Below are 24184 nucleotides of genomic sequence, written 5' to 3'. Positions count from 1 at the left end.
GTTAACGGATTCGCCCTCAAAATGAGGGCGAAGAATCACAGGAGGTTGTCATGGCGACCGCAAAATTTAAGGCGCTGGTACACTTCATTGTGCACGAGTGCCGAGATCACCCCCATAGGCTGGGGGCGATACGACTCAATAAGACGCTTTGGTACACAGATGTCCTGTCATACAAAATGCACGGTTTGTCTGTGACGGGGGAGTCTTACGTAAAGCGCAAGAAAGGACCAGTGCCAGCTCAAATCTTGGCGACCCTTCGGGAACTAAAGGATGATGGCAAAATCCTTATCCAGGAACCCGAATTCCAATACGATGTTCGCAAGTACATTTCGCTGGCAAATCCGAACGTCGAAACACTTTCGGAGGACGACCGGGCTCTGGCGCGGTCAATTTTGGATGCCGTGTGTGGCTATACGGCGAATGCTGTAAGCGAGATGACGCACGACGTTATTTGGGACGCAGCCGCCGAAGGTGAAGAAATTCCCCTTTACGCCACCCTTGCTTCCGAACTAGGAGAGGTGACGGAAGACGTTAAGACTTGGGCCGCTTCGATGGCTGCCGAAGTGGAAGCAGTGGCGGCATAACAACATGGCTTCTTGGCCGACCTACCGTACTGTCGTACTCGATCAGCGTGCGCAGGTCTTCGTTGACGCGCACGCTGTTGCTAACGGTCGCTTCGACGAACAATGGCAAGGCATTGAGTGGCTTATTTGCCGAATGCCAGAGAAAGGCCTACCTCGTCACGCGCATGAACCGACAAAGTTTCTGCTTTTCGTCGTAGCCGGCAATGATCTAGCTGAGACGAAAGAGGTGTGGGTTCTATATTCCTACGATGACAACGACGTCACTGTTCACGCCGTTGCCTTTGCGCCAGAGGCACCAGAGGCCAATGCCTGACAAGTCCCGCAAAGCCGCCCGCGAACTGGAAACCCAGTCAGCGAAAGACCGGCAGTACCAGAAGTTTGTCGAGAAGGCGCGCGAACTGGAAACGGACGAATCCGACGCGGCATTCGATGCCGTGGTCAACAAGATCGCCCACGCGCCGAAGCTCACCGACGAGCAGATAAAGGAACTGGTTCGACGTAAGCGCGAGCAAGAAAAACGCTGATCAGTCAAGCGCTGCGTCTGTTGACTCTTTATCGGTGCGCCGTATTGTCCCCTTCCATTACTTTGGGAGGGTTAGAGCATGACAACAGAACGGCGGCTTTCAGAGATTGTGGAAGATATTTTGGTTGGACGCCCAAACGGTGAAGCGCCCATAGGTACGCTCATTCATGAGATACCAAACCGGATTGCTCTCACGGCAGGTGATTATCAGGGTTCAGTGTCGAGACCTAATGAAGCTATTTGGGAGCAGCGTGTGCGCAACATTACGTCCCATAAGGGCTCCAGCAGAAACTTTATCTATCGCGGCTTTTTAGAGCAAATAGACGGTGGCCTTCGGATAACTGCCGCCGGCAGGGTTCACCAACAGGCTCGCAACGCCATATAAACTAGCGATACTTCCCCTTGTAGCCGGGTTGGAACCACTTCAACTCTGTCTTGGATGGGGTGGTTTTGTCCCAGACAAACCACGCGTAGGCAGTGGTTCCGCTACCGGCTTGCACCGCTCCGGCTGGGTAGAATGTGATCCGTTCACTGAAAACCCACACGCGGGCCGGCGGGCATTCGGAGAAAATGGTATTGGCTCGATTTGCCCCTTCCAAAAAGGCCAGCCTGAGAAGCAACGCGAACTTGTTGCGGGCTAGTTTCACGCCAGAACGCACAAAGCTTTCCGCGCTGTTGTAGGGCGGGTTAGTGACAATGTTATCCGCAGGCGTCTTGGCGGTGTTGAAGTCAATGCCGGACTGTCCGAACCCGCGATCAAATAAATCCGAACTGCGTACCGGATTGCCCCTCGTCTCCAGCACCCGTGACATAGCGCCATCCCCGCACGCGCACTCCCAGATTTCTCCGGTGAACGTCTCGTTTTCCATGAGGGCGTGGGTGGCCCAGGCTGGCGTCGGGAAATAGTCAGGCCCCGCGAGATCAGCGAACCTTTTCATCGTCGGCTTGAAACCGCCGTTAAGATTGTAGGTTGCGTCCATATGATTCGTCCTCCGGTACAGAGGAAAACAATAACAGAATCATATGGTTAAGGAATGGTTAAGATGGTGCGACGGATTGACTCACAGACGTGAATTGGAGTGGCCGGCCTGTCGAGGATCATATTCCTATTTTCCATCTAGGTTTGTCAACGATATAATCGCCGCCTAAAAGCAGGTTCAAACCGTGAACAAAACCTGGCATGATGCCTGCCATGCCAATCATCTCCCCGATTCCCCTGAACCCTCTGATCGACGGCCGCCAGTCCGAGCGTGCCATGCTGGTGCGGCGTGGCGTGCAACGGCTGTTGATGCAGATGGGCGCGCATGTGCTGCCTGAACTGTCGCTGGCCACCGGCCGGCGCGCCGATCTCGTGGCGCTGACGCGGCAGGGCGATATCTGGATCATCGAGATCAAATCGTCGATCGAGGATTTTCGCGTCGACCGCAAATGGCCGGATTATCGGCTGCATTCCGACCGTTTTTTCTTTGCCACCCATCCCGGTGTGCCGGCGGAGATTTTTCCGGACGAGTGCGGCTTCATCCTTTCCGACGGCTATGGCGCCGAAATCCTGCGCGACGCGCCGGAGCACCGCATGGCGGCGGCGACGCGCAAGGCGCTGATGTTGCGCATCGCGCGTGCGGGCGCGGCGCGGCTGCTCGCGGCGGAGCTGGCGGGCGTGGCGGTGCCGGCGCTGGAGGGGGAGAGCGAGTAGTCGCGGCCCTGAAATTGACGCCCGCAACTGTCAGATGCTGGCGCCGCCCCTCATCTGCCTGCCGGCATCTTCTCCCCGTATAGCGACGGGGAGAAGGACGCTCTCGTCGCGGATTTCGCCAATCGCCGACATTGCGGAAAAGGTGGCGGGGTTGCGGCCAGCCCCTTCGCCCCGTTTACGGGGAGAAGATGCCGGCAGGCAGATGAGGGGCGGCGCGACATTCGCCGAAAAGTGCATTCGCGTCGAAACAGCGGTCACGTTTTAGGGCAGGCCATCCTACTCTTCCGCTTCTTCCACCCCACTCGCAGCCGGCGCCATCAGCAGCACCGCGGCACCGAGCAGCGCGGCGATGAAGGAACCCGCGAGAATGCCGACCTTGACGGCGTCCTGCAGCGCCACGTCGCTGGCAAAGGCGAGCAGGCCTATGAACAGGCTCATGGTGAAGCCGATGCCGCACAGCAGTGAGATGCCTATCATGTGCAGCCAGCCGGCATGAGCCGGCAGGTCGGCGAGGCCGAAGCGGATGGCGAGCGCGGAAGAACCGAACACCCCGACCAGCTTGCCGACGACGAGACCGGCCGCGACGCCCAGCGTCAACGGCTCGATCAGGGCACTGACGCTCAGGCCGGCGAGCGAAACGCCGGCATTGGCAAAGCCGAAGATCGGGATGACGATGAACGCCACCAGCTTGTGCAGGCCGTGCTCGAGCCGGTGCAGCGGCGAATGGTCGTGGCCGAGGCCGGCCGAGCGTTCGAGCGGAATGGTGAGCGCAAGTGCTACGCCGGCGAGCGTGGCATGGACGCCGGACTTCAGCACCAGCACCCACAGGATGGCGCCAAGCACGAGATAGGGCACCAGCATCATCACCCGCATGCGGTTGAGCACGACGAGCACGGCGATGACGGCAAGGGCTGCGCCGAGATAGGCCAGCGACAGGCCGCTGGTGTAGAATATGGCGATGATGATGACGGCGCCGAGGTCGTCGATGATGGCAAGCGCGGTCAGGAAGACCTTCAGCGAGGCCGGCACGCGGCTGCCGAGCAGCGACAGCACGCCGAGCGCGAAGGCAATGTCGGTGGCAGTCGGGATCGCCCAGCCGGACAGTGCGGCCGGATTGTTGCTGTTGACGGCGACATAAACCAGCGCCGGCACCACCATGCCGCCCGCGGCGGCGATGCCGGGCAGCACCCGGCGTGGCCAAGTTGAAAGCTGACCATCCAGCATCTCGCGTTTGATCTCCAGCCCAACGAGCAGGAAGAACACCGCCATCAGCCCGTCATTGACCCAGTGCGAGACGCTGAGCGGACCTAGATAGGCATGGAGAACGGCGAAGTAGGTCCCGGCAAGCGGCGAATTGGCGACGATCAGGGCAAGGGCCGCCGCCGCCATCAGGATGATGCCGCCAGCCGCCTCGCTGTCGAGGAATTCGCGGAAGACGGAAACCGGCCGTTGCTTCTGATCCTGCATCTTGCCTCCGTTAACTAGCCTGCTCGGCGCGCCTCATTATCCAAGCGCCGGCGCCGCCCCTCACCTGCCTGCCGGCATCCTCTCCCCGTATAGTGACGGGGAGAGGGACGCTCCCGCAACCGGTTTCGCCAATCGTCGACGTCGCAAGAAGAGCGTCGCGTTGCCGCAGCCCCTTCTCACCGTCACTATACGCAGAGAAGTGCCCAGCAGGGCGATGAGGGGCAGCGCTGACTTCGGCGATTGGGTCGTCTCCGCCGCAGGCTGTAAACTTTCATCGATCGCAGGCGGCGACCAGCGATCCTAACGCGGCGCGCGCTTGGCCAGGATCCGCTGCAGGGTACGGCGATGCATGTTAAGCCGGCGCGCGGTCTCGGAGACGTTGCGCTCGCACATTTCATAGACGCGCTGGATGTGCTCCCAGCGCACGCGGTCGGCCGACATCGGGTTTTCCGGCGGGGCGGCGCGCTCGCCGGTGGTACGGGTCAGTGCCGCAAAGACATCGTCGGCGTCGGCGGGCTTCGACAGATAGTCGACGGCGCCGAGTTTCACCGCGGTCACAGCGGTGGCAATGTTGCCATAACCGGTCAGGATGATGGTGCGGGAATCCTCGCGCTTCTCGCGGATAGCGGCGACGACGTCGAGGCCGTTGCCATCGCCGAGCCGCATGTCGACCACGGCATAGGCGGGCGGATTGGCGCGCGCCTTGCCCACGGCCTCCTCGACGCTCTCCGCCGTCTCGACCACAAAACCCCTGGTTTCCATGGCACGGGCCAGACGGGTCAGGAACGGCTTGTCGTCATCGACGATCAGAAGCGAGGTATCCTCGCCTTCAACCATAGGCCCACTATTTTCATCGCCTGTCATCGTCTCGAAAATTCCTGCTGCCTTAATTTTACGCAGATATCGTTTTGCGGGGCTATTGTCCAATTTACGCAGTGTCAAACATGGTCGCCGGGCCCGATTGCGGGTTCAGGAAGACGGTTCTCGGCCACGAAATCCGCACCACGGCCCCTTCGCCAAGCCCGCTCGAATTGCGAAAGTCGAGCGTGGCACCGGAACGTTCGAGCAATGTCTTGGCGATGAACAGGCCGAGCCCCAGCCCGCCGCCAGCTTCCGTACCCTGGCGTGTCGACATATAGGGCTCGCCAATGCGGTCGATGATCTCGGGCGGAAAACCTGGGCCGTCATCGGTGATCGAGAAGGAAACCGTCGCTTCGTCCCAGCTCCAGCGCACGGTGACGCTCTTGCGGGCGAAATCGACGGCATTCTCGACCAGGTTGCCAAGGCCATAGATGACACCCGGATTGCGCCGCCCGACCGGCTCGGGTCCAGTCCGCTCACCGGGACGAAGCTTGATCGAGATGCCGAAGTCGCGATGCGGCGCGGTGACCTCCTCGACCAGCGAGGTCAGCGGCAGACGAGAGAGATGTGCCTCGCCCTCCGACGAAAGGCTGGTCAGGCGCTTGAGGATTTCGCGGCAGCGTTCGCTCTGCGAGCGCAGCAGCTTCACGTCCTCGCCGTATTTCGGATCGGCGCCGAGCGCCTTCTCCATTTCCTTGGCGACCAGCGTGATAGTGGCGAGCGGCGTGCCGAGCTCGTGCGCGGCGGCGGCGGCCAGGCCATCGAGCGCGGAAAGGTGCTGCTCGCGCTGCAGCACCAGTTCGGTGGCGGCCAGCGCGTTGGCCAGAAGCCGGGCTTCGGCGGCCACCCGGAAGGCATACATGGCGGTAAAGGCGATGGAGGACAGCACCGCCATCCACATGCCGGCGACATAAATGAAGGGCATCACCAGCGGCGCGCCCTCGTACCAGGGCAATGGCAGATGGCGGAAGACCAGCAAGGTCGCCGCTATCATCACCAGCCCGCCAAGCAGCGCGGTCAGGCGCAAGGGCAGCGACGTCGCCGAAATGACGACGGGCACGGTCATCAGCAGCGAGAACGGGTTGGTCAGGCCGCCGGTCATGTAGAGCAGGCCGGCAAGCTGCAGGCTGTCGAAGATCAGAATGCCGAAGGCGGCGAACGGGGTGAGCCGGTGCGCAGCCGGAAACCGGAAGGCCAGAAACAGGTTCATCCAGGCCGAACAGGCGATCAACGCGAAACACAGGCTGACCGGCAGCGGGAATTTCAGGCCGTAGGCGACGACGAGCACCGCCACGCTCTGACCGACGATGGCCAGCCAGCGCAGCCGGATCAGCGTGTTGAGGCGCAGTCGCTGGCTCTGCTGGAAATCGGGCGTGTTCAGGATGTTGATCATGGCCATGGATTACAGCCGCAAAGCGCCCAAGGCTAGGTCCCGCCCCAGTCCGACGAGGTCGGATTGGAGCTCTACTTCTTGTTTGGGCATGACCTGTTCCAAAAACCGGTTCCCACTTTTTGGGATCATGCCCTGGGCTTGGCGCGGGCGGTGGCGGTGGCGAGCAGCGGGTTTTCCGGCCAGACATGCTTGGGATAGCGGCCGCGCATGTCGGCGCGCACGTCGGCCCAGGAGCCGCGCCAGAAGCCGGGCAGGTCGCGCGTCGTCTGGATCGGCCGGTGCGCCGGCGACAACAGTTCAAGCGTCAGGGGCACCGTACCGTTGGCGATCGAAGGATGGCGGTCGAGGCCGAACAGTTCCTGTACGCGGACCGCCAGAACCGGCCATTCGCCGTCATAGCGGATCGGCACGTGGCTGCCCGACGGCGCGTCGAAATGGGTCGGCGCCAGCGCGTCGATCTTGCGCTGGAGGTCATGCGGCACGAGAGACGCCAGTCCGGCCGAAACGACACCGGGATCGATGGCGGCCACGGATGCCGCACCGGACAGAAACGGCAGCAGCCAGTCGTCGAGGCGTTCGATGAGCGCTCCATCCGATATGTCGGGCCAGGGCGCGCCCAGGCCTTTGTGCAGCCAGGACAGCCGCTGGCGCAGCGTCTGGGCTTCCTTGCTCCAAGTCAAAAGGGAGAGCCCATGCTCGCGCAGGGCCTCGATGATGGCGCGGTCGGCATCGGCGCCGGCCGGCGCCGGCAGCATGCGTTCGGCGAGCGTGATGGCGCCGAGCCGCACGGTTTCGCGCACCCGCACGGCGCGCCGCTCGCGGTCGAAACTCGTCTGCCGGCGCGTTTCGATCCGGTCAGCCAGCGCTGAGCGGATATCGTCCTCGCCGATCGCCGCGGCCGCCGTGATGCGTGCATTCTGCGCCTTGCCCTGCAAGTCGGCGACGACCAGAAAGGGTTCGCCCGCCAGCGGATCGGCGGCGTCGAGCATGGCGCCGGAGCCATTGGCCAGCACGAAACGGCCGCGCTCGCCGCGCGCCTTGGCTACGCGATCCGGCCAGGCATGGATGAGCAGGGTTCCGGCTGGAACAGCTCCGCCGGTCTTCGCGCCGTCCACCTGCCTGGCGAGGCGCTCGGCCAGCTGGCGCGCCGATGTGGCACGCGGCGATTTCTCGCCGCGAAAGCGCATCAGCCGCCGTTCGACATCGGCACCGTCGCCGCCAAGGCCACGCTCGGTGAGCAGCACGGCAAGCATGGCCGCCTCACCGCCGTGACCGCTGCTGGCCGCCTCGGCGACCATATGCGCCAGCCGCACCGGCAAAGCGAGCTTGCGCATCGCCGCGCCAGCTTCGGTCAAGCGTCCCGCCTCGTCGATGGCATGGAGCGCGCGCAGCAGCACCTTTGCTTCATTAAGCGCCGGCGCCGGCGGCGGATCGAGGAAGGCAAGTCTGGTTGGATCGGCGACGCCGAAGGCGGCGCAGTCGAGCAGTAGGCCGGACAAGTCTGCCTCGAGGATTTCCGGCGGCGTGAAGGCAGGAAGTGCCGCCGTCTGCTCGGCGCGCCACAGCCGGATGGCGGCGCCAGGCTGCGTGCGCCCGGCGCGGCCGGCGCGCTGGTCGGCGGAGGCCTTGCTGACGCGCACGGTTTCCAACCTGGTCAGTCCGCTGGCCGGCTCATAGCGCGGCAGCCGCGACAGACCGGAATCGATGACGACGGGCACGCCGTCGATGGTGATGGAGGTCTCGGCGATCGAGGTCGCCAGCACCACCTTGCGGCGGCCCGGCGGCGCCGGCTTGATCGCAGCGTCCTGCGCCTTGCCGTCGAGCTGCCCATAGAGCGGGACGATATCGGTGTCGGCGCCGACCTTGCCGCCCAGCCGCTCGGCGGTGCGCTCGATCTCGCGCTGGCCGGGCAGGAAGGCAAGCACGCTGCCGCTCTCGTCGGCAAGGGCCGAGCGGATCGCCTTGGCCATGGCGTCCTCGATCGGCACTCCGGCCGGCCGCTCGTCGTAACGGACATCGACCGGGAAGGCGCGGCCCTCGCTCTCGATCACCGGCGCGCCCGACAGGAGTTTCGCGACCCGTGCGCCGTCGAGCGTTGCCGACATCACCAGCAGACGCAGATCCGGCCGCAGCGCGCCTTGCACGTCGAGCGCCAGCGCAAGACCGAAATCGCCGTCGAGCGAGCGCTCGTGGAATTCGTCGAAAATGACCGCCGAAACACCGGGCAGTTCGGGGTCGTCGAGGATCATGCGTGCCAACACGCCCTCGGTGACGACCAGGATTTTTGTCCGCGCCGAGGTCCGGTTTTCCATGCGCATCGCATAGCCGACGGTGGCGCCCGGTTCCTCATCAAGCAGTTCGGCCATGCGGCGGGCGGCGGCGCGGGCGGCGAGCCGGCGCGGTTCGAGCAACACGATCTTGCCCTTGCCCAGCCAGGGCGCATCGAGCAGCGCCAAGGGCACCAGCGTCGTCTTGCCGGCGCCGGGTGGCGCCACCAGCACTGCGCTGTTGCCGGAGCCGAGCGCTTCGTTGAGCGCCGGCAGCACGGCGGATACCGGAAGCTCCGGCAAGGGTTTGGTCGTCATTGCGCCCGCATATCAGGCGTCACGGGGGCCGTGCAACTTATCCGACTGCGGCGACTCAAAGCCGGGTGCGAGAGAACGGATTCCAGCGCACCGTGCCCAGCCGCGCTTCCTCGCGCACCATGGTCAACAGGCCGGATCCGCCGACGACCGCGAGGCCGACCAGCGACAGCCAATCCGGATATTCCTGGAAGAACAACGCGCCGAGGATCACCGCCCAGACGATCTGCGAATAATGCGTCGGCGCGATCCGGTTGGCGGGGGCATATTTGGCGGCGAGCAGCTGCAGCAATTGTCCGCCTGCGGTGAAGGCGCCCACCATCGCAAGCCAGACAAGCTGCATGGCGTTCGGCAAGGTGAAAGAGGTAGCGGCGGCGGCGACCCCGTTGAACAGCAGGCCATAGCCCACAAGCACGCCGAGCATCGACGTGCGCTTTTCCTGCTGGGCTAACGACCGCAGCAGGATGACGCTGGTCGCGGCGAGGAAGGCATTCACGAAGGCGGCGAGGTGGCCGAGGTTCAATTCACGAAAACCCGGCCGCACCACCAGCATCACCCCGGCAAAGCCGGCGACCACGGCCAGCCACCGCCAGGGACCAACTTTTTCCTTCAGGATGATGGTCGACAGGATGGTGACCAGCAAGGGCGCCAGGAAGATCAGTGCGTAGACTTCAGCCAGCGGAATGTGCGTGAAGGAATAGACGCTGAGCACGCCCGAGGCGATGCCGGCCCAGGCCCGCGCCTGCACGGCCCAAGGCCGCTTCATGCGCCAGAAATCGCGCCAGCGTTCGCCCGCCGGCCGGGCGAAGAACAGAAAACAGCCGGCAAACAAGGTCGCGAAGAAGCCTATCTCGAACACCGTGAACTGTCCGCCCAGGCTCTTGATAACGGCATCGCTGCCCGAATAGCTTGCATAGGCGATCAGGGCGAGCAGGATTCCGTTCGTCACGTTTTCATTTCCGGGGAGAGAGAGTTGAAGATACTGGCGCTCGGTGCGCATCCCGACGACATCGAGATCTTCATGTTCGGTACGATGGCCGCCTATGCCGCGCAAGGCGCAGAACTCACTTTTGCCGTGACCACCGATGGTGCCAGGGGCGGCAAGAGCGATCCCGCCGTTCTGGCTCGTGTCCGCCGTGAAGAAGCGACGGCGGCGGCCGCATTGCTCGGGGCGACGCTGCGCTTCCTCGACTTTCCCGATGGCGGGCTGGTGGCGGATGCCGCGCTGATCGATGCGCTGAAAACGCTGATAAGCGAGATCGGCCCGGATCTCGCGATCACGCACGCGCTCAACGACTATCACGCCGACCACCGCGCGCTGTCGGACGGCGTGCGCATCGCCGCTTCGTTCGGGGTTCCGGTGCTCCGACACGATGGGGTGGCACCGGCTTCTCGCCGACGCACTATGTCGATATTTCCGCCCATGCCGACATCAAGGCCAAAGCGATCCGCATGCACCAGTCGCAGGACCCGGATCGCTTCGTCGATATCGCCCGGACGCAGAACCTTTTTCGCTCGGGCCAATGCAACGGCGCGCAAGGTTCGCGGGCCGAAGCCTTCCGCTTCGAGCCGATGTTTCCCTTCGCCGACATCCGCGCGCTGCTGCCGCCGGCGCCGCCGATCCGGACGGTGATGGTGAGCACCAAGCGGGTCGACTGAACCCGGGACGCCGCTCCGAGGCGGCATCCGAATCAGCCCAACAGGGTTTTCACACTCCGCGTTCATCCGACCGGCGCGCGGCGCTTTTCCCAACGTTTTCAGACACCGGCGCAAACATGTTGCGGCGCAGCAACGAATTCGCTTGCCTTGTTTAGTAAAAATTGCATCACTAAACAAATTACTAAACATCCGCGGTGGACGACGCCGCCATGTTTGGGCCTCTGAGGAGAGAGGTTTGAGGGCTCTTGAGACCGTCATCCAGACGTGTTTCACAAATGGGAGGAAGGCATGAAATCGAGCTTGAAACTGACGTTGGGACTGGCCTCGGCGATTACTGCGTCGACTGCCGCCTCGAGTGTCGCGCACGCTGAAGACCTGACGCTGTGCTGGGCCGCCTGGGACCCGGCCAATGCGCTTGTCGAACTTTCCAAGGATTTCACCAAGCAGACCAACATCGGCATGAAATTCGAGTTCGTGCCGTGGACCAACTATGCCGACCGCTTCCTCAACGAGCTGAATTCACACGGCAAGTTGTGCGACCTGATCATCGGCGACAGCCAGTGGATCGGCGGCGCCGCCGAGAACGGCCACTACGTCAAGCTGAACGACTTCTTTGACAAGGAGAAGATCAGCATGGACGACTTCGTGCCAGCGACGGTCCTGGGCTATTCGGAGTGGCCAAAGAACACACCGAACTACTGGGCATTGCCGGCGATGGCCGACGCGGTCGGTTGGACCTATCGCAAGGACTGGTTCTCGAAGCCCGAATTGCAGACCGAGTTCAAGGCGAAATACGGGCGCGATCTGGCGCCGCCCAAGACCTATGACGAGCTCAAGGACATCGCCAAGTTTTTCCAGGGCCGCGACATCGACGGCAAGAAGGTCTACGGCGCCTATATCTTCACCGAACGGGGCTCTGAAGGCATCACCATGGGCGTGACAAACGTCCTCTATGACTATGGCTTCCAATACGAGAATCCGAAGAAGCCATACGACATGAAGGGGTTCGTCAATTCGGCGGACGCGGTGAAGGGCCTGGAGTTCTACAAGGATCTCTACAAGTGCTGCACCGCGCCGGGCATGACCGACGCCTACATGTCGGAAGGGCTTGACGCCTTCAAGTCAGGCCAGGTGGCCATGCAGATGAACTGGTTCGCGTTCTTCCCCGGCTTGTACAAGGACCCGAATGTCGGCGGCGACAAGATCGGGTTCTTCCCCAACCCCGCCGGCCCGGACGCGCACTTCACCCAGCTCGGCGGCCAGGGCATCTCGGTGGTCTCATACTCGGACCACAAGGACGCCGCACTGAAATACATCAAGTGGTTTGCCCAGCCGGCTGTTCAGCAGAAGTGGTGGGAGATCGGTGGCTACTCGGCGCTGAAGGCAGTGGTGGAAGCCCCGTCCTTCCCGAAAAGCGCGCCCTTCGCCCCTGACTTCCTCGCATCGATGCAGATGGTGAAGGACTTCTGGGCGGAGCCGAGCTACGCTACTCTGCTGCAGGCGATGCAGAAGCGCGTCCATGACTTTGTGGTGGCCGACCAGGGCACCGCCCAGGAAGCGCTCGACAGCCTGGTGAAGGACTGGACAGCGACCTTCCAGGACGACGGCAAGATTTAAGGTTCCTCCCGAGCCACGACCGAGTGTCCCGTGCCGCCCTTGGCACGGGACACAGTTCAGATAAATTCCATCACAGAGACGACCCAAGTGACCGAAGCAGGACTAACCATGCTCAATCGGACCGCGGAGAACGCTGCCCGGGCGACCCCGGAACCGTTGGCGCGCAAGGTCCGCGGCATCAGCGACAAGGGCCTGGCGTGGCTGTTCATCTCGCCGACGATCCTTCTGTTGCTCGCCATCAACATCTTCCCACTGTTTTGGGCGATCTATCTGTCGTTCACCAACTACCGCGCCAACCGGTCCAATGAGGTTGTAAAGAACCTCGGCTTTGCCAACTACCAGCGCATCCTTGGCGACCAGGATGTCTGGATCGCCATGCAGACGACGGCGCATTTCGTGTTCTGGACCATCCTGCTGCAGACGGTGATCGGCTTCACGCTGGCCTGGCTGATCGACCGCAAGTTCCGCGGCCACGCCTTCTGGACGACCATCATCCTGGTGCCGATGATGCTGTCGCCCGCCGTGGTCGGCAATTTCTGGCGTTTCCTGTACCAACCCCAGACCGGCCTCTTCAATTACATCGTCGCCTTTTTCACAGGCGTGCCGCCTTCCTCCTTCGAGATGCTGGGCAGCGTGCAGCTCGCGCCGTGGGCGATCGTCATCGTCGACACCTGGATGTGGACGCCTTACGTGATGCTGATCTGCCTCGCCGGCCTGCGCTCGATCCCCGAATACATCTATGAGGCGGCCGAGGTCGACCGCGCCTCCAACTGGCGGCAGTTCTGGTCGATCACGCTGCCGATGGCGCTGCCGTTCATCATGCTGGCGGTGCTGTTTCGCGGCATCGAGAACTTCAAGATGTTCGACATGGTAAACCTGTTGACCGGTGGCGGACCTGGCTCGACGACCGAGGTTGCCTCGATCACGCTGAAACGGCAAGCTTTCGAGAGCTGGCGCACCGGCTATTCCTCGGCATTCGCCATCATCCTCTTCGTCGCGGTGTTCGGTCTCGCCAACATCTACGTAAAGGCGCTCAACAAGGTGAAGCAGAGATGAGCCTGACCACAGCCCATTCTGTCGTCGCACCTTCGGCAAACTCGAAGCGCATCGCCGGCACCATCATCGTCGCCTATGCGCTGATCTCGATCGTGCCGCTCTTGTGGATCTTCGCCACCAGCTTCAAGACGCCACCGGATTCGATCGCCTACCCCCCCAAGATCGTGTTCCAGCCGAGCATCGAAGGCTATTGCAACCTGTTCACGACGCGGACGCGGCAGGCGCCGGAATACATCAATTCATTGGGGCCAGCGACAGGCATCTGCGACGAGACCGCGCGCGAGCGCAACATGGTGATCGCCGGTCCGTCCAACTTCCTGCCGCGCTTCGTCAATTCGCTGATCATCGCCTTCGGCTCGACCTTCTGCGCCGTCTTTCTCGGCACACTGTCGGCATATGGGTTCTCGCGCTTCAAGGTACCGCTAGCGGATGATCTTCTGTTCTTCATCCTGTCGACACGCTTCATGCCCCCGATCGCGGTCGCCATTCCCATCTACCTGATGTACCGCGAACTCGGACTTTCCGACACCGCGCTCGGCATGATCCTGCTCTACACGGCGGTCAACGTCTCGCTGGCGGTGTGGCTGCTCAAAGGCTTCATCGACGAGATTCCGCGCGAATATGAGGAAGCCGCCATGATCGACGGTTACACGCGGCTGCAGGCCTTCTGGCGCACGGTTCTGCCGCAAGCCACGACCGGTATTGCCGCGACCGCTATCTTCTGCCTGATCTTTGCCTGGAACGAATACGCGTTCGCCTCGCTGCTCACATCCGGCACGGCGCAGACCGCGCCGCCCTTCATCCCGACCATCATCGGCGAAGGCGGGCAGGACTGGCCGGCGGTCGCGGCCGGCACGACGATCTTCCTGGTTCCGATCCTGGTCTTCACCATCCTGCTCCGCAAGCAATTGCTGCGCGGTATCACCTTCGGCGCGGTGCGCAAATGATTGATCTGGGAATAAATCGACCCCCACTCCGTCGAGCTTCGCTCGACACCTCTCCCCCGATCGACGGGGGAGAGGAAGGGCGCGAACTTCATTCAGCAAGGCTCCCTTCCTCTCCCTCCGGAGGGGGGAGAGGTGTCGCTGCGAAGCAGCGACGGAGTGGGGGAACAACCTGGCTGCCATCTCTCCCCTTGAACGGGGAAAGGGAAGGGAGCTTCGCATGACGCGCCCCGCCATCTCTAGGAAATCATCATGGCCGCGTTGGGCCAGGCGCGGGCTGATGGAAAACGTTGCGACGGCGCTGATCGCCATCGGCTTCCTGATGCTGTTCCAGCCTTTCGCGCTGTCGCTCTACACCTATTCCTTCATCACCATGCTTGCCGGCACGGTGATGTTCATCATCGTCTCGAAGTTCCCGGAATAATCATGGCCGAGATTCGCGTCCAACATCTGAGAAAGGCCTTCGGCGATTTCGTCGCGGTGCAGGACTCCAACTTCGTCGTCGAGGATGGCGAGTTCTTCGTCATGCTCGGGCCGTCCGGTTGCGGCAAGACCACCACCTTGCGCATGATCGCCGGGCTCGAGTTGCCGACAGGCGGCCAGATCCTGCTCGGCGGCGAGGACGTCACCATGCTCAGGGCACGCGAGCGCGACATCGCGTTCGTCTTCCAGCTGTTCGCGCTCTATCCGCACATGAATGTGCGCAAGAACATCGGCTTTCCCCTTTTGGCGCAAGGCATGCCCTCGGCCGAAATCCGCACGCGCGTCGAGGAGACCGCGAAGCTTCTGCGTATCGACCACCTGCTCAACAAATCCGTTTCTGGCCTTGCCGGCGGCGACCGCCAGCGAGTGGCGCTCGGCCGCGCCATCGTGCGGCGGCCGAAATGCTTCCTGATGGACGAACCGCTGGGGACCCTCGACACCGAATTCCGCGATTTGATGGTCCATGAACTGCGCGAGCTGCACAACCGCATCCACGCGACGACTGTGTACGTCACACATGACCAGATGGAAGCCATGTCGATGGCCGACAAGATCGCTGTCATGAACCACGGCGTCATCGAGCAGTTCGGCACACCGCGCGAAATCTACGACCGTCCCGCGACCATGTTCGTTGCCGACTTCATCGGTTCGCCACCAATGAATTTTTTGCACTTCGGCGGCGGGCTTTCCAAAGGCGCGAAGGAGATCGTCGTCCAGGGTGCAAAGGTCGCGGTGCCGGAGGTGCGCGAGGACATCGCGCCCGCCGACATGGCGCTTGGCATCCGCCCCGAACACATCCGCTTCGATGATGCCTCCAAACTGCGTGGCGCCATCTACGGCACCGAATATCTCGGCACGACGCAGATCGTCGCGGTGGAGACGGCGGACGGCATCATCAAGGCACGGGTGCCGGCCGAAATCAGGCTCAACACCGGCGACCATGTCGGCCTGACGCTGAACAGCGCGCGACTGTCCCTGTTCGACAAGGTATCGGGCCGTGCCGTGAGAACGGCGATCCACGATACTGCCTCCGAGCGGAGAGTGCAGCATGGCTGACGTGCACATCAAGGGCGTGACCAAGAGTTTTGGCGAGCAAACCGCCGTCAACGGGCTCGACCTGCATATATCAGACGGCGAATTCGTCGTGCTGCTCGGGCCGACGGGGGCCGGCAAGACGACGACGCTGAGGCTGATTGCCGGGCTGGAGCGGCCCGATGCCGGCACGATCGAGATCGGCGGCCACAATGCCACGAACCTGTCGCCGGCCGAACGCGACACCGCTTTCGTCTTCCAGCAATATTCGCTCTATCCGCATCTGTCGGTGTTCGACAACCTCGCTTTCCCCCTGCGCTCGCCGGCGCGGAAAATATCGGCAGACCAGATCCGCCGCCGGGTCGAGGAGGTGGCGAAGATGGTGCGAATCCATCACAAACTCGCCAACCGTTCGACGAAATTGTCGGGCGGCGAGATGCAGCGCGTCGCCATCGGCCGCGCCTTGGTGCGCAAGCCGTCCATCTATCTGATGGACGAACCGCTGTCGTCGCTCGATGCCAAGCTGCGGGCGGATCTGCGGCTCGAATTGAAACGCATCCAGTCCGAACTTGGCGCTACCATGCTTTACGTCACCCACGACCAGATCGAGGCGATGACCATGGCAGACCGCATCGGCATCCTGGCCGACGGCGTGCTGGTGCAGATCGGCACACCCAGGGCGATCTATTCCGAACCGGCAAACCTGCATGTCGCGGCAAGGCTCGGCCAGCCCGCGATCAATCTTCTGCCCACAGGGCTGCTTCCAGATGGTGGCGCGCCAACGGGTACGAAGACGATCGGCGCACGCACCGAGCATCTGGCAATCGAAAAGGCCGCAAATGGCCATGCCGACGGCGTCGTCGACTGGGTCGAACATCTCGGTGACCAGAACCATCTGCATGTGACGGTGGGGCCAAAGAAACTGGTGACACTGACCGATCCCGACACCGATCTGGCGCAAGGCGACAAAGTGGTGATCCGCTACCGCTCGCCGCTCTATTTCGGCGCCGACGGACAACGACTGATGTGAACGATTTTCGGCATCCCCGCCAACGTGATGCCGGCTTCTGACTGACGATTGCGAAACGGGACGAATTCGATGAAGCACTTTTTCAACCGCCGGGAAACGATCGTCACCGAGGCGCTGGATGGCCTGTTGCGCACCATGGGCTCAGGCGACCTCGCCCGCCTCGACGGCTATCCCGAGATCAAGGTCGTGCTGCGCGCCGATTGGGACAAGTCCAAGGTTGCCGTCGTCTCCGGCGGCGGCGCCGGGCACGAGCCGTCGCATGCCGGCTTCGTCGGCAAGGGCATGCTGACGGCTGCCGTCTCGGGCGAGATCTTTGCCTCGCCGAGCGTCGAAGCGGTGCTGGCTGCCATCCGTGCGGTGACCGGACCGGCGGGCTGCCTGCTGATCGTCAAGAACTACACCGGGGACCGGCTCAATTTCGGCCTGGCTACCGAGAAGGCGCGCGCCGAAGGTTTTGCGGTCGAGATGGTGATCGTCGCCGACGACATCGCGCTGCCCGACATCGCCCAGCCACGCGGCGTTGCCGGCACCTTGTTCGTGCACAAGATATCGGGCCATCTGTCTGAAGCCGGCCGCGATCTGGCCGAGATCGCGTCAGCTGCACGTGCGGCGGCGAAGGATACCGCCTCGCTCGGCATGTCGCTGTCGTCCTGCTCGATTCCGGGCCAACAGCACGAAGACAGGTTTGGCGCCGACGACGGCGAGCTCGGCCTTGGCATCCATGGAGAGCCTGGCGTCGAGCGCATCGCGCTGCAAAGCGCCGACCGGCTGGTGACGATCATGGCGGAGCGCCTTGCGCCGCGGCTCGATCCGAAGGCCGCCTATGCCTTGCTGATCAACAATCTGGGCTCCGTGCCACCGCTTGAAATGTCTGTTGTCGCCAATGCGGTGCTTGCCTCGCCGCTTGCCAGAACCGTCAAGCTGGCGATCGGCCCCGGCCCGCTGATGACGGCCCTCAACATGAACGGTTTCTCGCTGTCTCTGATCAAGCTCGACGCGGCCCGCGAATCCGCCTTGCTGGCACCGGTCGGCCCGCATGCCTGGATGCCGGCAAAGCCGGTCGTTGCGCCCGCTGTCGTGCCGATGGCGAAAGCAGCCGGACAAAATGTGGCGCACAAGGCCAGCCAGGATGCAGGGACCAGGCGCTTGATCGTCACGGTCTGCGAGAAACTGATTTCGATCGAAGCGACATTGAACGGACTGGACGCCAAGGCTGGTGATGGCGATACCGGTTCGACTGTGGCAACCGGCGCGCGCAGTGTGCTGGAACGGCTCGATACTCTGCCGCTTGCCGAGCCCCCAGCGACGCTTGGCGCAGTGGGCGATATTCTGAGTTCATCCATGGGCGGTTCCAGCGGCGTGCTGCTGTCGATCTTCTTCACGGCCGCGGCGCAGGCGATGGACAACGGTGCGAAGCTATCCAAGGCCCTGCTTGCCGGGCTTGAACGAATGACCTTCTACGGCGGCGCCAATCCAGGCGATCGCACCATGGTCGACGCGCTGGAGCCGGCCTTGAAGGCGCTCGACGGCAAGGGCCTGGAGGAAGCCGCGATAGCGGCCCGGCGCGGTGCCGAGGCGACGGCCGCGATGGAGAAGGCAAAGGCCGGTCGATCCGCCTATGTCGGGGCCAAATTGCACGGTGTGGTCGACCCCGGCGCCCATGCCGTGGACGAGGTGTTCGCGGCCGCGGCCGCGCAGCATGCCACGGCCTGACACATGCTCCAGTTGTCGAACGACCATTCTTTCGCTACTGCGGGCAAGGTGCAAACCGGGAATTCGGGCGACATGACGGCGCTGGACCTTTCGAGGCTGATCACGGCCGCCGCGGATACGATTGCCGACCACGCCGAGGAATTGACGGCGCTCGACCAGGCGATCGGCGACGGCGACCATGGACTTAACATGAAACGCGGCTTCGAGGCGGTGCGAGCCGAGGCCGACTTGTTCGCCGCAAAGCCACTGCCCGACGCCCTGAAGGCGATCGGCACCAAGCTGGTGATGACGGTGGGCGGCGCCTCCGGCCCGCTCTTCGGCACGCTGTTCATGACGCTCGGCAAGGAGATCCCGGCGGGCCCCGATCGCGCCAGCCTGACGGTGGCCTTCGGCAAGGCGATCGAGGCGGTGGCCGCACGCGGCAAATCACAGGTCGGTCAGAAAACCATGCTCGATGTGCTGCAGCCGGTGCATGACGCGCTGGCCGAAGGAAAGACGGCGGCGGAGATAGCCGACATCGCCGACGTCGCGGCCAAGGCGACCGTGCCGATGAAGGCCCTGCGCGGCCGCGCCTCGTTCCTCGGCGACCGCTCGATCGGCCACATGGACGCCGGCGCGCGCTCGACCGCGCTGCTGGTGCGCACGGTGGGCCAAGCGATCGGGGAAGATGCATGAGCAATGTCGGGATCGTGATCGTGTCGCATTCGCCGCTGGTCGCGGAGGGCACGGCCGACATGGTACGCCAGATGGTGGGGGACGAAGTGCCGCTTGCATGGTGCGGCGGAAACGGCCATGGCGGGCTCGGCACCAGTGTCGAGGCGATCATGGGCGCCATCGACAAGGCCTGGTCGGAAGCTGGCGTTGCCATACTTGTCGACCTCGGCGGCGCTGAGACCAACAGTGAAATGGCGGTCGAGATGATCGGCGAGCCGCGTGCGCACAAGATCATCGTCTGCAACGCGCCGATCGTCGAGGGCGCGGTGATGGCGGCGACCGAGGCGTCCGGCGGCGCCTCGTTGAAAGAAGTGGTGGCGACGGCGCATGAATTGTCGCCGTCGTGAGTGAACAGGAACGTTGAGCATATGTCCGCAACTGCCGAAGCGACCGTCCTGATCACCCACGATGTGGGCCTGCATGCGCGTCCTTCGGTGAAGTTCACCAAGCTGGCCAAGAGCTTTCCCGCAGACGTGGAAATTGCACTCGCCGCCAACGGCCCATGGTTCGACGCCAAGAGCATCGTCAAGGTGATGGCGGCCAAGGCGCCAAAGGGCACGGTGCTGCACATCAGGGCCAACGGCGATGGAGCCGATGATGCCATCCGCGCGCTGATCGACCTGGTGCAGCGCGATTTCGACGAAGATGCCGGCCATGTCCGCTCGGCTTGAGGCCGATGCACGCCCTGGCCGGGCCGCGGGGAATGCGGGCCATGCGCATTGAGGGCGTTCCGGCCTCCGCCGGCTATGCCGAGGGGCCTCTGTTCGACCTCGGCCGGCCTGCGGGCATCTATGCGACCAAGGCAAGCGTCGCCGAGGAGAAGACGTCGCTGGAGGCCGCGATCGGCAAGGCGGTGAACCGGCTCGCGGCCATGGTCGAGACCGCCGACAGCGATGCCGCCGGCATACTCGAATTCCACATCGCCATGCTGGAAGACGACGCGCTGAGCGGGCCGGCCTTCGCATCGATCGCTTCCGGAGAACCCGCCGACGCGGCTTGGCGGCAGGCGCTTGATGCCGAGATCGCCGGCTACGAGGCCTCGGACCAGGATTATTTCCGCGCCCGCGCCACGGACCTGCACGATATTAGGGACCAGGTGCTGCGCGCCCTGACCGAGGGCGGTGGCGGCCCGGCACCGGCCGGCGCCATCCTCTACGGCGAGGACATCGCGCCAACGCGCTTCCTCGAAACCGACTGGAGCCATGGCGGCGGCATAGCGCTGAAGGCAGGCAGCACCGCCAGCCATGTCGCCATGCTGGCGCGCTCGCGTGGCGTGCCGATGGTCGTGGGCCTGCGCGAGCCGCTCACCGCTGTTGCCGGCATCGCGCTGCTCGACGCGGAGCACGGCAATATCGTTCTGGCACCCTCGCCCGCGGAGATCGGCTCGTTCCGGCAGTCGTCCTCCGCCTTCACCGCCCGCCAAGGCGACGCGCGGACCTTTCTGGCACGGCCGGCTGCGACGAAGCGCGGCACCGCGGTGCGCGTCCAAGTCAACATCGCCGACCCCAGGGATGTCGACGCCATCGACATCGCGACCTGCGACGGCGTCGGCCTGATGCGCACGGAATTCCTGTTCGGCAAGACGCTGCCGGATGAAGAGACCCAGTATCGCGCCTATCGCAAGGTGCTGGAATGGGCCGGCGAAAAACCAGTGACGATCCGTACCGTCGATGCCGGAGGCGACAAGCCGGTGCCGGGCTTTACGGTCGAGGAAGGCAATCCGTTCCTTGGCCTGCGCGGCATCAGGCTGTCGCTGGCCAGGCTCGACATATTCCGCGTTCAAATCAGGGCATTGCTGCGCGCCGCGCCACACGGCAATCTCAAAGTCATGTTTCCGATGATCGCCACACCAGAAGAGTATGAAAGTGCCGCCGCCCTGTTCGCCGAGGAACGGGTAGCCCTTGCCGCGCGCGGCATCGCGCAAGAAATGCCGCCGCTCGGCATCATGGTCGAAGTGCCTTCGGTGGCCATCGCGCCGGAGGCGTTTACCGGCGTCGCCTTCCTGTCGATCGGTTCCAACGATTTGACGCAATATGTGATGGCGGCCGCGCGCGACAATGCCGCTGTGGCGCATCTCAATTCCGTTCGTCATCCCGCTGTCCTGCGGCTGATCGGCTCGGTCGCGGCCTTCGGACGGGAAACCGGGATTCCCGTCAGCCTGTGCGGGGATGCCGGTGGCGATCCAGCCGCGATCCCCTCGCTGATCGAGGTCGGCCTGCGCGATCTGTCGGTCGCGCCTGCGCAACTCGCCATGGCCAAAGCGGCCATCGCGGACGTCCCGATCTAGGCGGCAGGCATGATCGATATCAAACCCGAGCCCGAAGAGGCGATCCGCGTCTACAAGACGATCCTGTCGCAGGTCATCGACCAGCGGCCGTCAGGCATGCGCCAGCGGCTCGCCGACGCGCTTGGCAAGCACCGCAGCTTCGTCACGCAGATTTCGAGCCCCGCCTATTCGATCCCGATCCCATCAAAGCATCTGCCCGCCATTTTTTCCGTCTGCCATTTCAGCCAGGCCGAGCGGGACCAGTTTCTTGCTGCCTACCACCAAGCGCATCCAGGGAAGATCTCGATCGCCGCGGGCGCGCGCAAGACAAGGCACGTTTCGCTCATCGTTCCGGATTTCGGCGACGACAAGCAGAATACGGCGCTCGACCGCGCGATCAACGAATTCATCCAGAAGGTCACCAGCATCACCGGCAAGAGTGGCTGATTGACCCATTGATGCCAGGCTATTTCGGGAGGAGACGGCCGTGAAGAAATTCATGAACTCGGTGGACACGGTGCTGACCGAGAGCCTCGACGGTTTTGTGGCCGCTCATGCCGACATGCTGGTGCTTGGCGAGGAGCACAAATTCATCCGCCGCAAGGCCCTCAAGCCGGGCAAGGTGGCGCTGATCTCCGGCGGCGGCTCCGGCCACGAGCCGCTGCATGGCGGCTTTGTCGGCCATGGCATGCTGGACGCCGCCTGCCCGGGCCAGGTGTTCACCTCGCCGACGCCGGACCAGATGCTGGCGGCCGCGCAAGCCGTCGACACCGGCGCCGGCTGCCTGTTCATCGTCAAGAACTACGAGGGCGACGTGATGAATTTCGACATGGCGGCGGAAATGTCGGAAGGCGTGCTTCAGGTGGTGACCAATGACGACGTCGCCGTCGAGAATTCTTCCTACACGACCGGACGGCGCGGCGTCGCCGGCACGCTGGTGGTGGAGAAGATCGTCGGTGCCGCCGCCGAGCACGGCCTGGCATTGCCGGCGTTGAAGGCGCTGGGCTACCGCGTCAACGACGCGACCCGCTCGATGGGCGTGGCGCTGACCAGTGGCACCGTGCCGGCGGCCGGCAAACCGACTTTCGATATCGGCGATGGCGAGATGGAATTCGGCGTCGGCATCCATGGCGAACCCGGCCGCCGCCGCGACACGCTTAAGAGCGCCGACGCGATCGCCGGGGAGATCTGCGCAGCGATCCTTGGGGATCTTGGCGACAAGGCGAAAGGGCCGGCGCTGCTGTTCGTCAACGGCTTCGGCGGCACGCCGCTGATGGAGCTCTATTTGATGTACAACAGCGCCCGCAGGATTTTCGAGAAGCGTGGCCTGACGATTGCCCGCTCGCTGGTTGGCACCTATGTCACCTCGCTCGACATGGCCGGCTGCTCGATCACGCTGACCCTGCTCGACGACGAATTGACGGGCTGGTGGGACGCACCTGTCCACACGGCGGCGCTGCGCTGGGGCATGTGAGGCTGGCTTCAGCCGCGCTTTTCTGCGACCATTGACAATCCACTTAGCTATGGATTTGTCCGGATTGATGCTGCCGTCCCTCACCTGCGCCGAAGAAAGACTGCTGCTGCGCCTCGCCGATCCGGAGGCCGCGGCGGTCGAGGACGATTTGTCGGCGAAGGCATTGTCGGCGCTGCTCGAAAATGCCGAATTCCACGGCGTCCTGCCGATCATGCTGCGCAAGCTCAGGGAGCGCGGCGACGCGCACCTACCGTCGGACGCTGGCTTGCGGGACAAACTCGACGACCTGCGCCAGAAGGCGACCATCGCCACCGGCCAGTCGATGCTGCTGCAGTATCATGGCGACCGCATCATGAAGGGGATGGCGGCGGAAGGCATTCCGGCGCGGATCGTCAAGGGACCGGTCTTCGCGCGAAAACTCTACCGCAACGTATCCGACCGGCCGTTCACCGACATCGACATCCTCGTCGAGCCCGCCAACCTTGCGAGGGCAAACCAGGTGATCGCGGCGTCAGGCTTCGAGCTTGGCAGCAACGAAGCCGAATCCTACCAGCTGCAGGAATTCAAATGGCTGGAAAAAGAGAACTCCAGCCTGCTGGTCGAACTGCATGGCGACCTCGTGCACGACGCCGGCATGCGGCGGCGCCTGTCGCTGGGTTTTCGCGAACTGGGTGTCATCGATGGGGAGGCAACGGACGCGCCGGCAGCCCTTTTGACGATTGCCATCGTGCATGCGGCCGGGGGGCATAAATTCCACCGGCTGCAGCTTTGTGTCGACGTGCTGCAAGGCGTGCGGACATTGCGATCAGCGGAATCGGAAACCCACCTGCTCAAGGCGGCGCGCATGACCGGCATCGAGCTCGAACTGGCGATCGTGCTCAATGTGACGGGCGAGCTGTTCGGCGAACCGCATGCGCTCGAACTCGCGGGGCGGATCAAGCCCGACCTGTCGATACGGTTGGCCAAAAAGCTGATCACGACGAACACGCTGCTCAGGGTCAATTCCAGGGAGAAGATCGGCTCGCGCCTGCGCCGCGATGCGTTCCGCTGGATCCAGCGGTTGGCCAAGGCCAGGCCATACGCCGCTTGAATT

General features: G+C 63.5%; 25 protein-coding genes and 1 pseudogene. 20 read left to right on the top strand and 6 right to left on the bottom strand.

Annotated features, from left to right (window positions below):
• The first annotated feature begins 50 nt into the window (after nucleotides 1-50).
• The 4 genes from C7I87_RS19450 to C7I87_RS19435 all read left to right on the top strand — a co-directional run bounded on the left by C7I87_RS19450 (nucleotide 51) and on the right by C7I87_RS19435 (nucleotide 1492).
• Complete coding sequence (locus C7I87_RS19450) at nucleotides 51-584, top strand: Panacea domain-containing protein (protein WP_149905721.1); 534 nt, start codon at nucleotides 51-53, stop codon at nucleotides 582-584.
• A gap of 4 nt (nucleotides 585-588) precedes the next feature.
• Nucleotides 589-897 carry a hypothetical protein gene (locus C7I87_RS19445; protein WP_149905720.1) on the top strand — a complete coding sequence of 103 codons (309 nt, stop codon included), beginning with the start codon at nucleotides 589-591 and terminating at the stop codon, nucleotides 895-897.
• Nucleotides 890-1108 carry a hypothetical protein gene (locus C7I87_RS19440; protein WP_149905719.1) on the top strand — a complete coding sequence of 73 codons (219 nt, stop codon included), beginning with the start codon at nucleotides 890-892 and terminating at the stop codon, nucleotides 1106-1108. The genes C7I87_RS19445 and C7I87_RS19440 overlap by 8 nt, the downstream gene beginning before the upstream one ends.
• 78 nt (nucleotides 1109-1186) lie before the next feature.
• Entirely contained in the window at nucleotides 1187-1492 is a 306-nt protein-coding gene (locus C7I87_RS19435) for a hypothetical protein (RefSeq protein WP_149905718.1), read from the top strand.
• 1 nt (nucleotide 1493) lies between these two features.
• On the opposite strand, the gene C7I87_RS19430 is transcribed toward C7I87_RS19435, so the two are convergent.
• A complete protein-coding gene (locus C7I87_RS19430) occupies nucleotides 1494-2087 on the bottom strand; it encodes a hypothetical protein (RefSeq protein ID WP_149905717.1) in 594 nt (197 codons plus the stop codon).
• Nucleotides 2088-2299: 212 nt separating this feature from the next.
• Here C7I87_RS19430 and C7I87_RS19425 point away from each other — a divergent pair, with 212 nt between their 5' ends.
• Entirely contained in the window at nucleotides 2300-2800 is a 501-nt protein-coding gene (locus C7I87_RS19425) for an MmcB family DNA repair protein (protein WP_188393902.1), read from the top strand.
• A 276-nt stretch (nucleotides 2801-3076) separates the two neighbouring features.
• Here the strand turns inward: C7I87_RS19425 and nhaA are convergent, their stop codons facing one another.
• From nhaA to C7I87_RS19390, 5 genes are all read right to left on the bottom strand, one after another.
• The gene (gene nhaA, locus C7I87_RS19415) at nucleotides 3077-4267 is read right to left on the bottom strand and encodes a Na+/H+ antiporter NhaA (RefSeq protein WP_149905715.1); all 1191 of its coding nucleotides are present in this window, start codon (nucleotides 4265-4267) and stop codon (nucleotides 3077-3079) included.
• A gap of 300 nt (nucleotides 4268-4567) precedes the next feature.
• Nucleotides 4568-5131: an ActR/PrrA/RegA family redox response regulator transcription factor gene (locus C7I87_RS19405; RefSeq protein WP_015314185.1), complete on the bottom strand. Its 564-nt coding sequence runs from the start codon at nucleotides 5129-5131 to the stop codon at nucleotides 4568-4570.
• 64 nt (nucleotides 5132-5195) lie between these two features.
• Nucleotides 5196-6527, bottom strand: coding sequence for an ActS/PrrB/RegB family redox-sensitive histidine kinase (locus C7I87_RS19400; RefSeq protein ID WP_149905714.1), 1332 nt, complete (start codon nucleotides 6525-6527; stop codon nucleotides 5196-5198).
• A 119-nt stretch (nucleotides 6528-6646) separates the two neighbouring features.
• On the bottom strand, nucleotides 6647-9106 hold the full coding sequence (gene hrpB / locus C7I87_RS19395) for an ATP-dependent helicase HrpB (protein WP_149905713.1): 2460 nt from the start codon (nucleotides 9104-9106) through the stop codon (nucleotides 6647-6649).
• A 55-nt stretch (nucleotides 9107-9161) separates the two neighbouring features.
• Nucleotides 9162-10052 (bottom strand): DMT family transporter, encoded by an 891-nt coding sequence (locus C7I87_RS19390; protein ID WP_149905712.1) that lies wholly within the window; start codon nucleotides 10050-10052, stop codon nucleotides 9162-9164.
• A gap of 24 nt (nucleotides 10053-10076) precedes the next feature.
• Between C7I87_RS19390 and C7I87_RS19385 the strand changes: the two are divergent.
• The 15 genes and pseudogenes from C7I87_RS19385 to C7I87_RS19315 all read left to right on the top strand — a co-directional run bounded on the left by C7I87_RS19385 (nucleotide 10077) and on the right by C7I87_RS19315 (nucleotide 24181).
• A pseudogene (locus C7I87_RS19385) lies at nucleotides 10077-10762 on the top strand (PIG-L deacetylase family protein).
• Between the two features lie 288 nt (nucleotides 10763-11050).
• Nucleotides 11051-12379, top strand: a complete 1329-nt coding sequence (locus C7I87_RS19380) for an extracellular solute-binding protein (RefSeq protein WP_149905711.1) — start codon at nucleotides 11051-11053, stop codon at nucleotides 12377-12379.
• Nucleotides 12380-12487: 108 nt separating this feature from the next.
• Nucleotides 12488-13435, top strand: a complete 948-nt coding sequence (locus C7I87_RS19375) for a carbohydrate ABC transporter permease (protein WP_149905710.1) — start codon at nucleotides 12488-12490, stop codon at nucleotides 13433-13435.
• On the top strand, nucleotides 13432-14382 hold the full coding sequence (locus C7I87_RS19370; RefSeq protein WP_149905709.1) for a carbohydrate ABC transporter permease: 951 nt from the start codon (nucleotides 13432-13434) through the stop codon (nucleotides 14380-14382). Before C7I87_RS19375 ends, C7I87_RS19370 begins: the two co-directional genes overlap by 4 nt.
• A 217-nt stretch (nucleotides 14383-14599) precedes the next feature.
• Nucleotides 14600-14803, top strand: coding sequence for a hypothetical protein (locus tag C7I87_RS19365; RefSeq protein WP_149905708.1), 204 nt, complete (start codon nucleotides 14600-14602; stop codon nucleotides 14801-14803).
• A gap of 2 nt (nucleotides 14804-14805) precedes the next feature.
• On the top strand, nucleotides 14806-15918 hold the full coding sequence (locus C7I87_RS19360; RefSeq protein ID WP_149905707.1) for an ABC transporter ATP-binding protein: 1113 nt from the start codon (nucleotides 14806-14808) through the stop codon (nucleotides 15916-15918).
• Nucleotides 15911-16924, top strand: coding sequence for an ABC transporter ATP-binding protein (locus C7I87_RS19355; RefSeq protein ID WP_149905706.1), 1014 nt, complete (start codon nucleotides 15911-15913; stop codon nucleotides 16922-16924). The genes C7I87_RS19360 and C7I87_RS19355 overlap by 8 nt, the downstream gene beginning before the upstream one ends.
• 69 nt (nucleotides 16925-16993) lie before the next feature.
• The gene (locus C7I87_RS19350) at nucleotides 16994-18637 is read left to right on the top strand and encodes a dihydroxyacetone kinase subunit DhaK (protein WP_149905705.1); all 1644 of its coding nucleotides are present in this window, start codon (nucleotides 16994-16996) and stop codon (nucleotides 18635-18637) included.
• 72 nt (nucleotides 18638-18709) lie between these two features.
• The gene (gene dhaL, locus C7I87_RS19345) at nucleotides 18710-19312 is read left to right on the top strand and encodes a dihydroxyacetone kinase subunit DhaL (RefSeq protein ID WP_149905704.1); all 603 of its coding nucleotides are present in this window, start codon (nucleotides 18710-18712) and stop codon (nucleotides 19310-19312) included.
• Nucleotides 19309-19698: a dihydroxyacetone kinase phosphoryl donor subunit DhaM gene (gene dhaM, locus C7I87_RS19340; RefSeq protein ID WP_149905703.1), complete on the top strand. Its 390-nt coding sequence runs from the start codon at nucleotides 19309-19311 to the stop codon at nucleotides 19696-19698. Before dhaL ends, dhaM begins: the two co-directional genes overlap by 4 nt.
• 21 nt (nucleotides 19699-19719) lie before the next feature.
• Nucleotides 19720-20022, top strand: a complete 303-nt coding sequence (locus C7I87_RS19335; RefSeq protein ID WP_149905702.1) for an HPr family phosphocarrier protein — start codon at nucleotides 19720-19722, stop codon at nucleotides 20020-20022.
• 41 nt (nucleotides 20023-20063) lie between these two features.
• Nucleotides 20064-21638, top strand: a complete 1575-nt coding sequence (ptsP, locus tag C7I87_RS19330) for a phosphoenolpyruvate--protein phosphotransferase (protein ID WP_188393901.1) — start codon at nucleotides 20064-20066, stop codon at nucleotides 21636-21638.
• Between the two features lie 9 nt (nucleotides 21639-21647).
• Nucleotides 21648-22064 (top strand): hypothetical protein, encoded by a 417-nt coding sequence (locus tag C7I87_RS19325; RefSeq protein ID WP_149905700.1) that lies wholly within the window; start codon nucleotides 21648-21650, stop codon nucleotides 22062-22064.
• A gap of 40 nt (nucleotides 22065-22104) precedes the next feature.
• Nucleotides 22105-23091, top strand: coding sequence for a dihydroxyacetone kinase subunit DhaK (dhaK, locus tag C7I87_RS19320; RefSeq protein ID WP_149905699.1), 987 nt, complete (start codon nucleotides 22105-22107; stop codon nucleotides 23089-23091).
• 67 nt (nucleotides 23092-23158) lie between these two features.
• Nucleotides 23159-24181 (top strand): nucleotidyltransferase family protein, encoded by a 1023-nt coding sequence (locus tag C7I87_RS19315; RefSeq protein WP_188393900.1) that lies wholly within the window; start codon nucleotides 23159-23161, stop codon nucleotides 24179-24181.
• Nucleotides 24182-24184 lie beyond the last annotated feature (3 nt).

The sequence above is a fragment of the Mesorhizobium sp. SARCC-RB16n genome (genome assembly GCF_008520305.1).
GTDB lineage: Bacteria > Pseudomonadota > Alphaproteobacteria > Rhizobiales > Rhizobiaceae > Mesorhizobium.
Note: the sequence above shows the minus strand (reverse complement) of the source record. Positions and strands in the feature narration are given on the sequence as shown.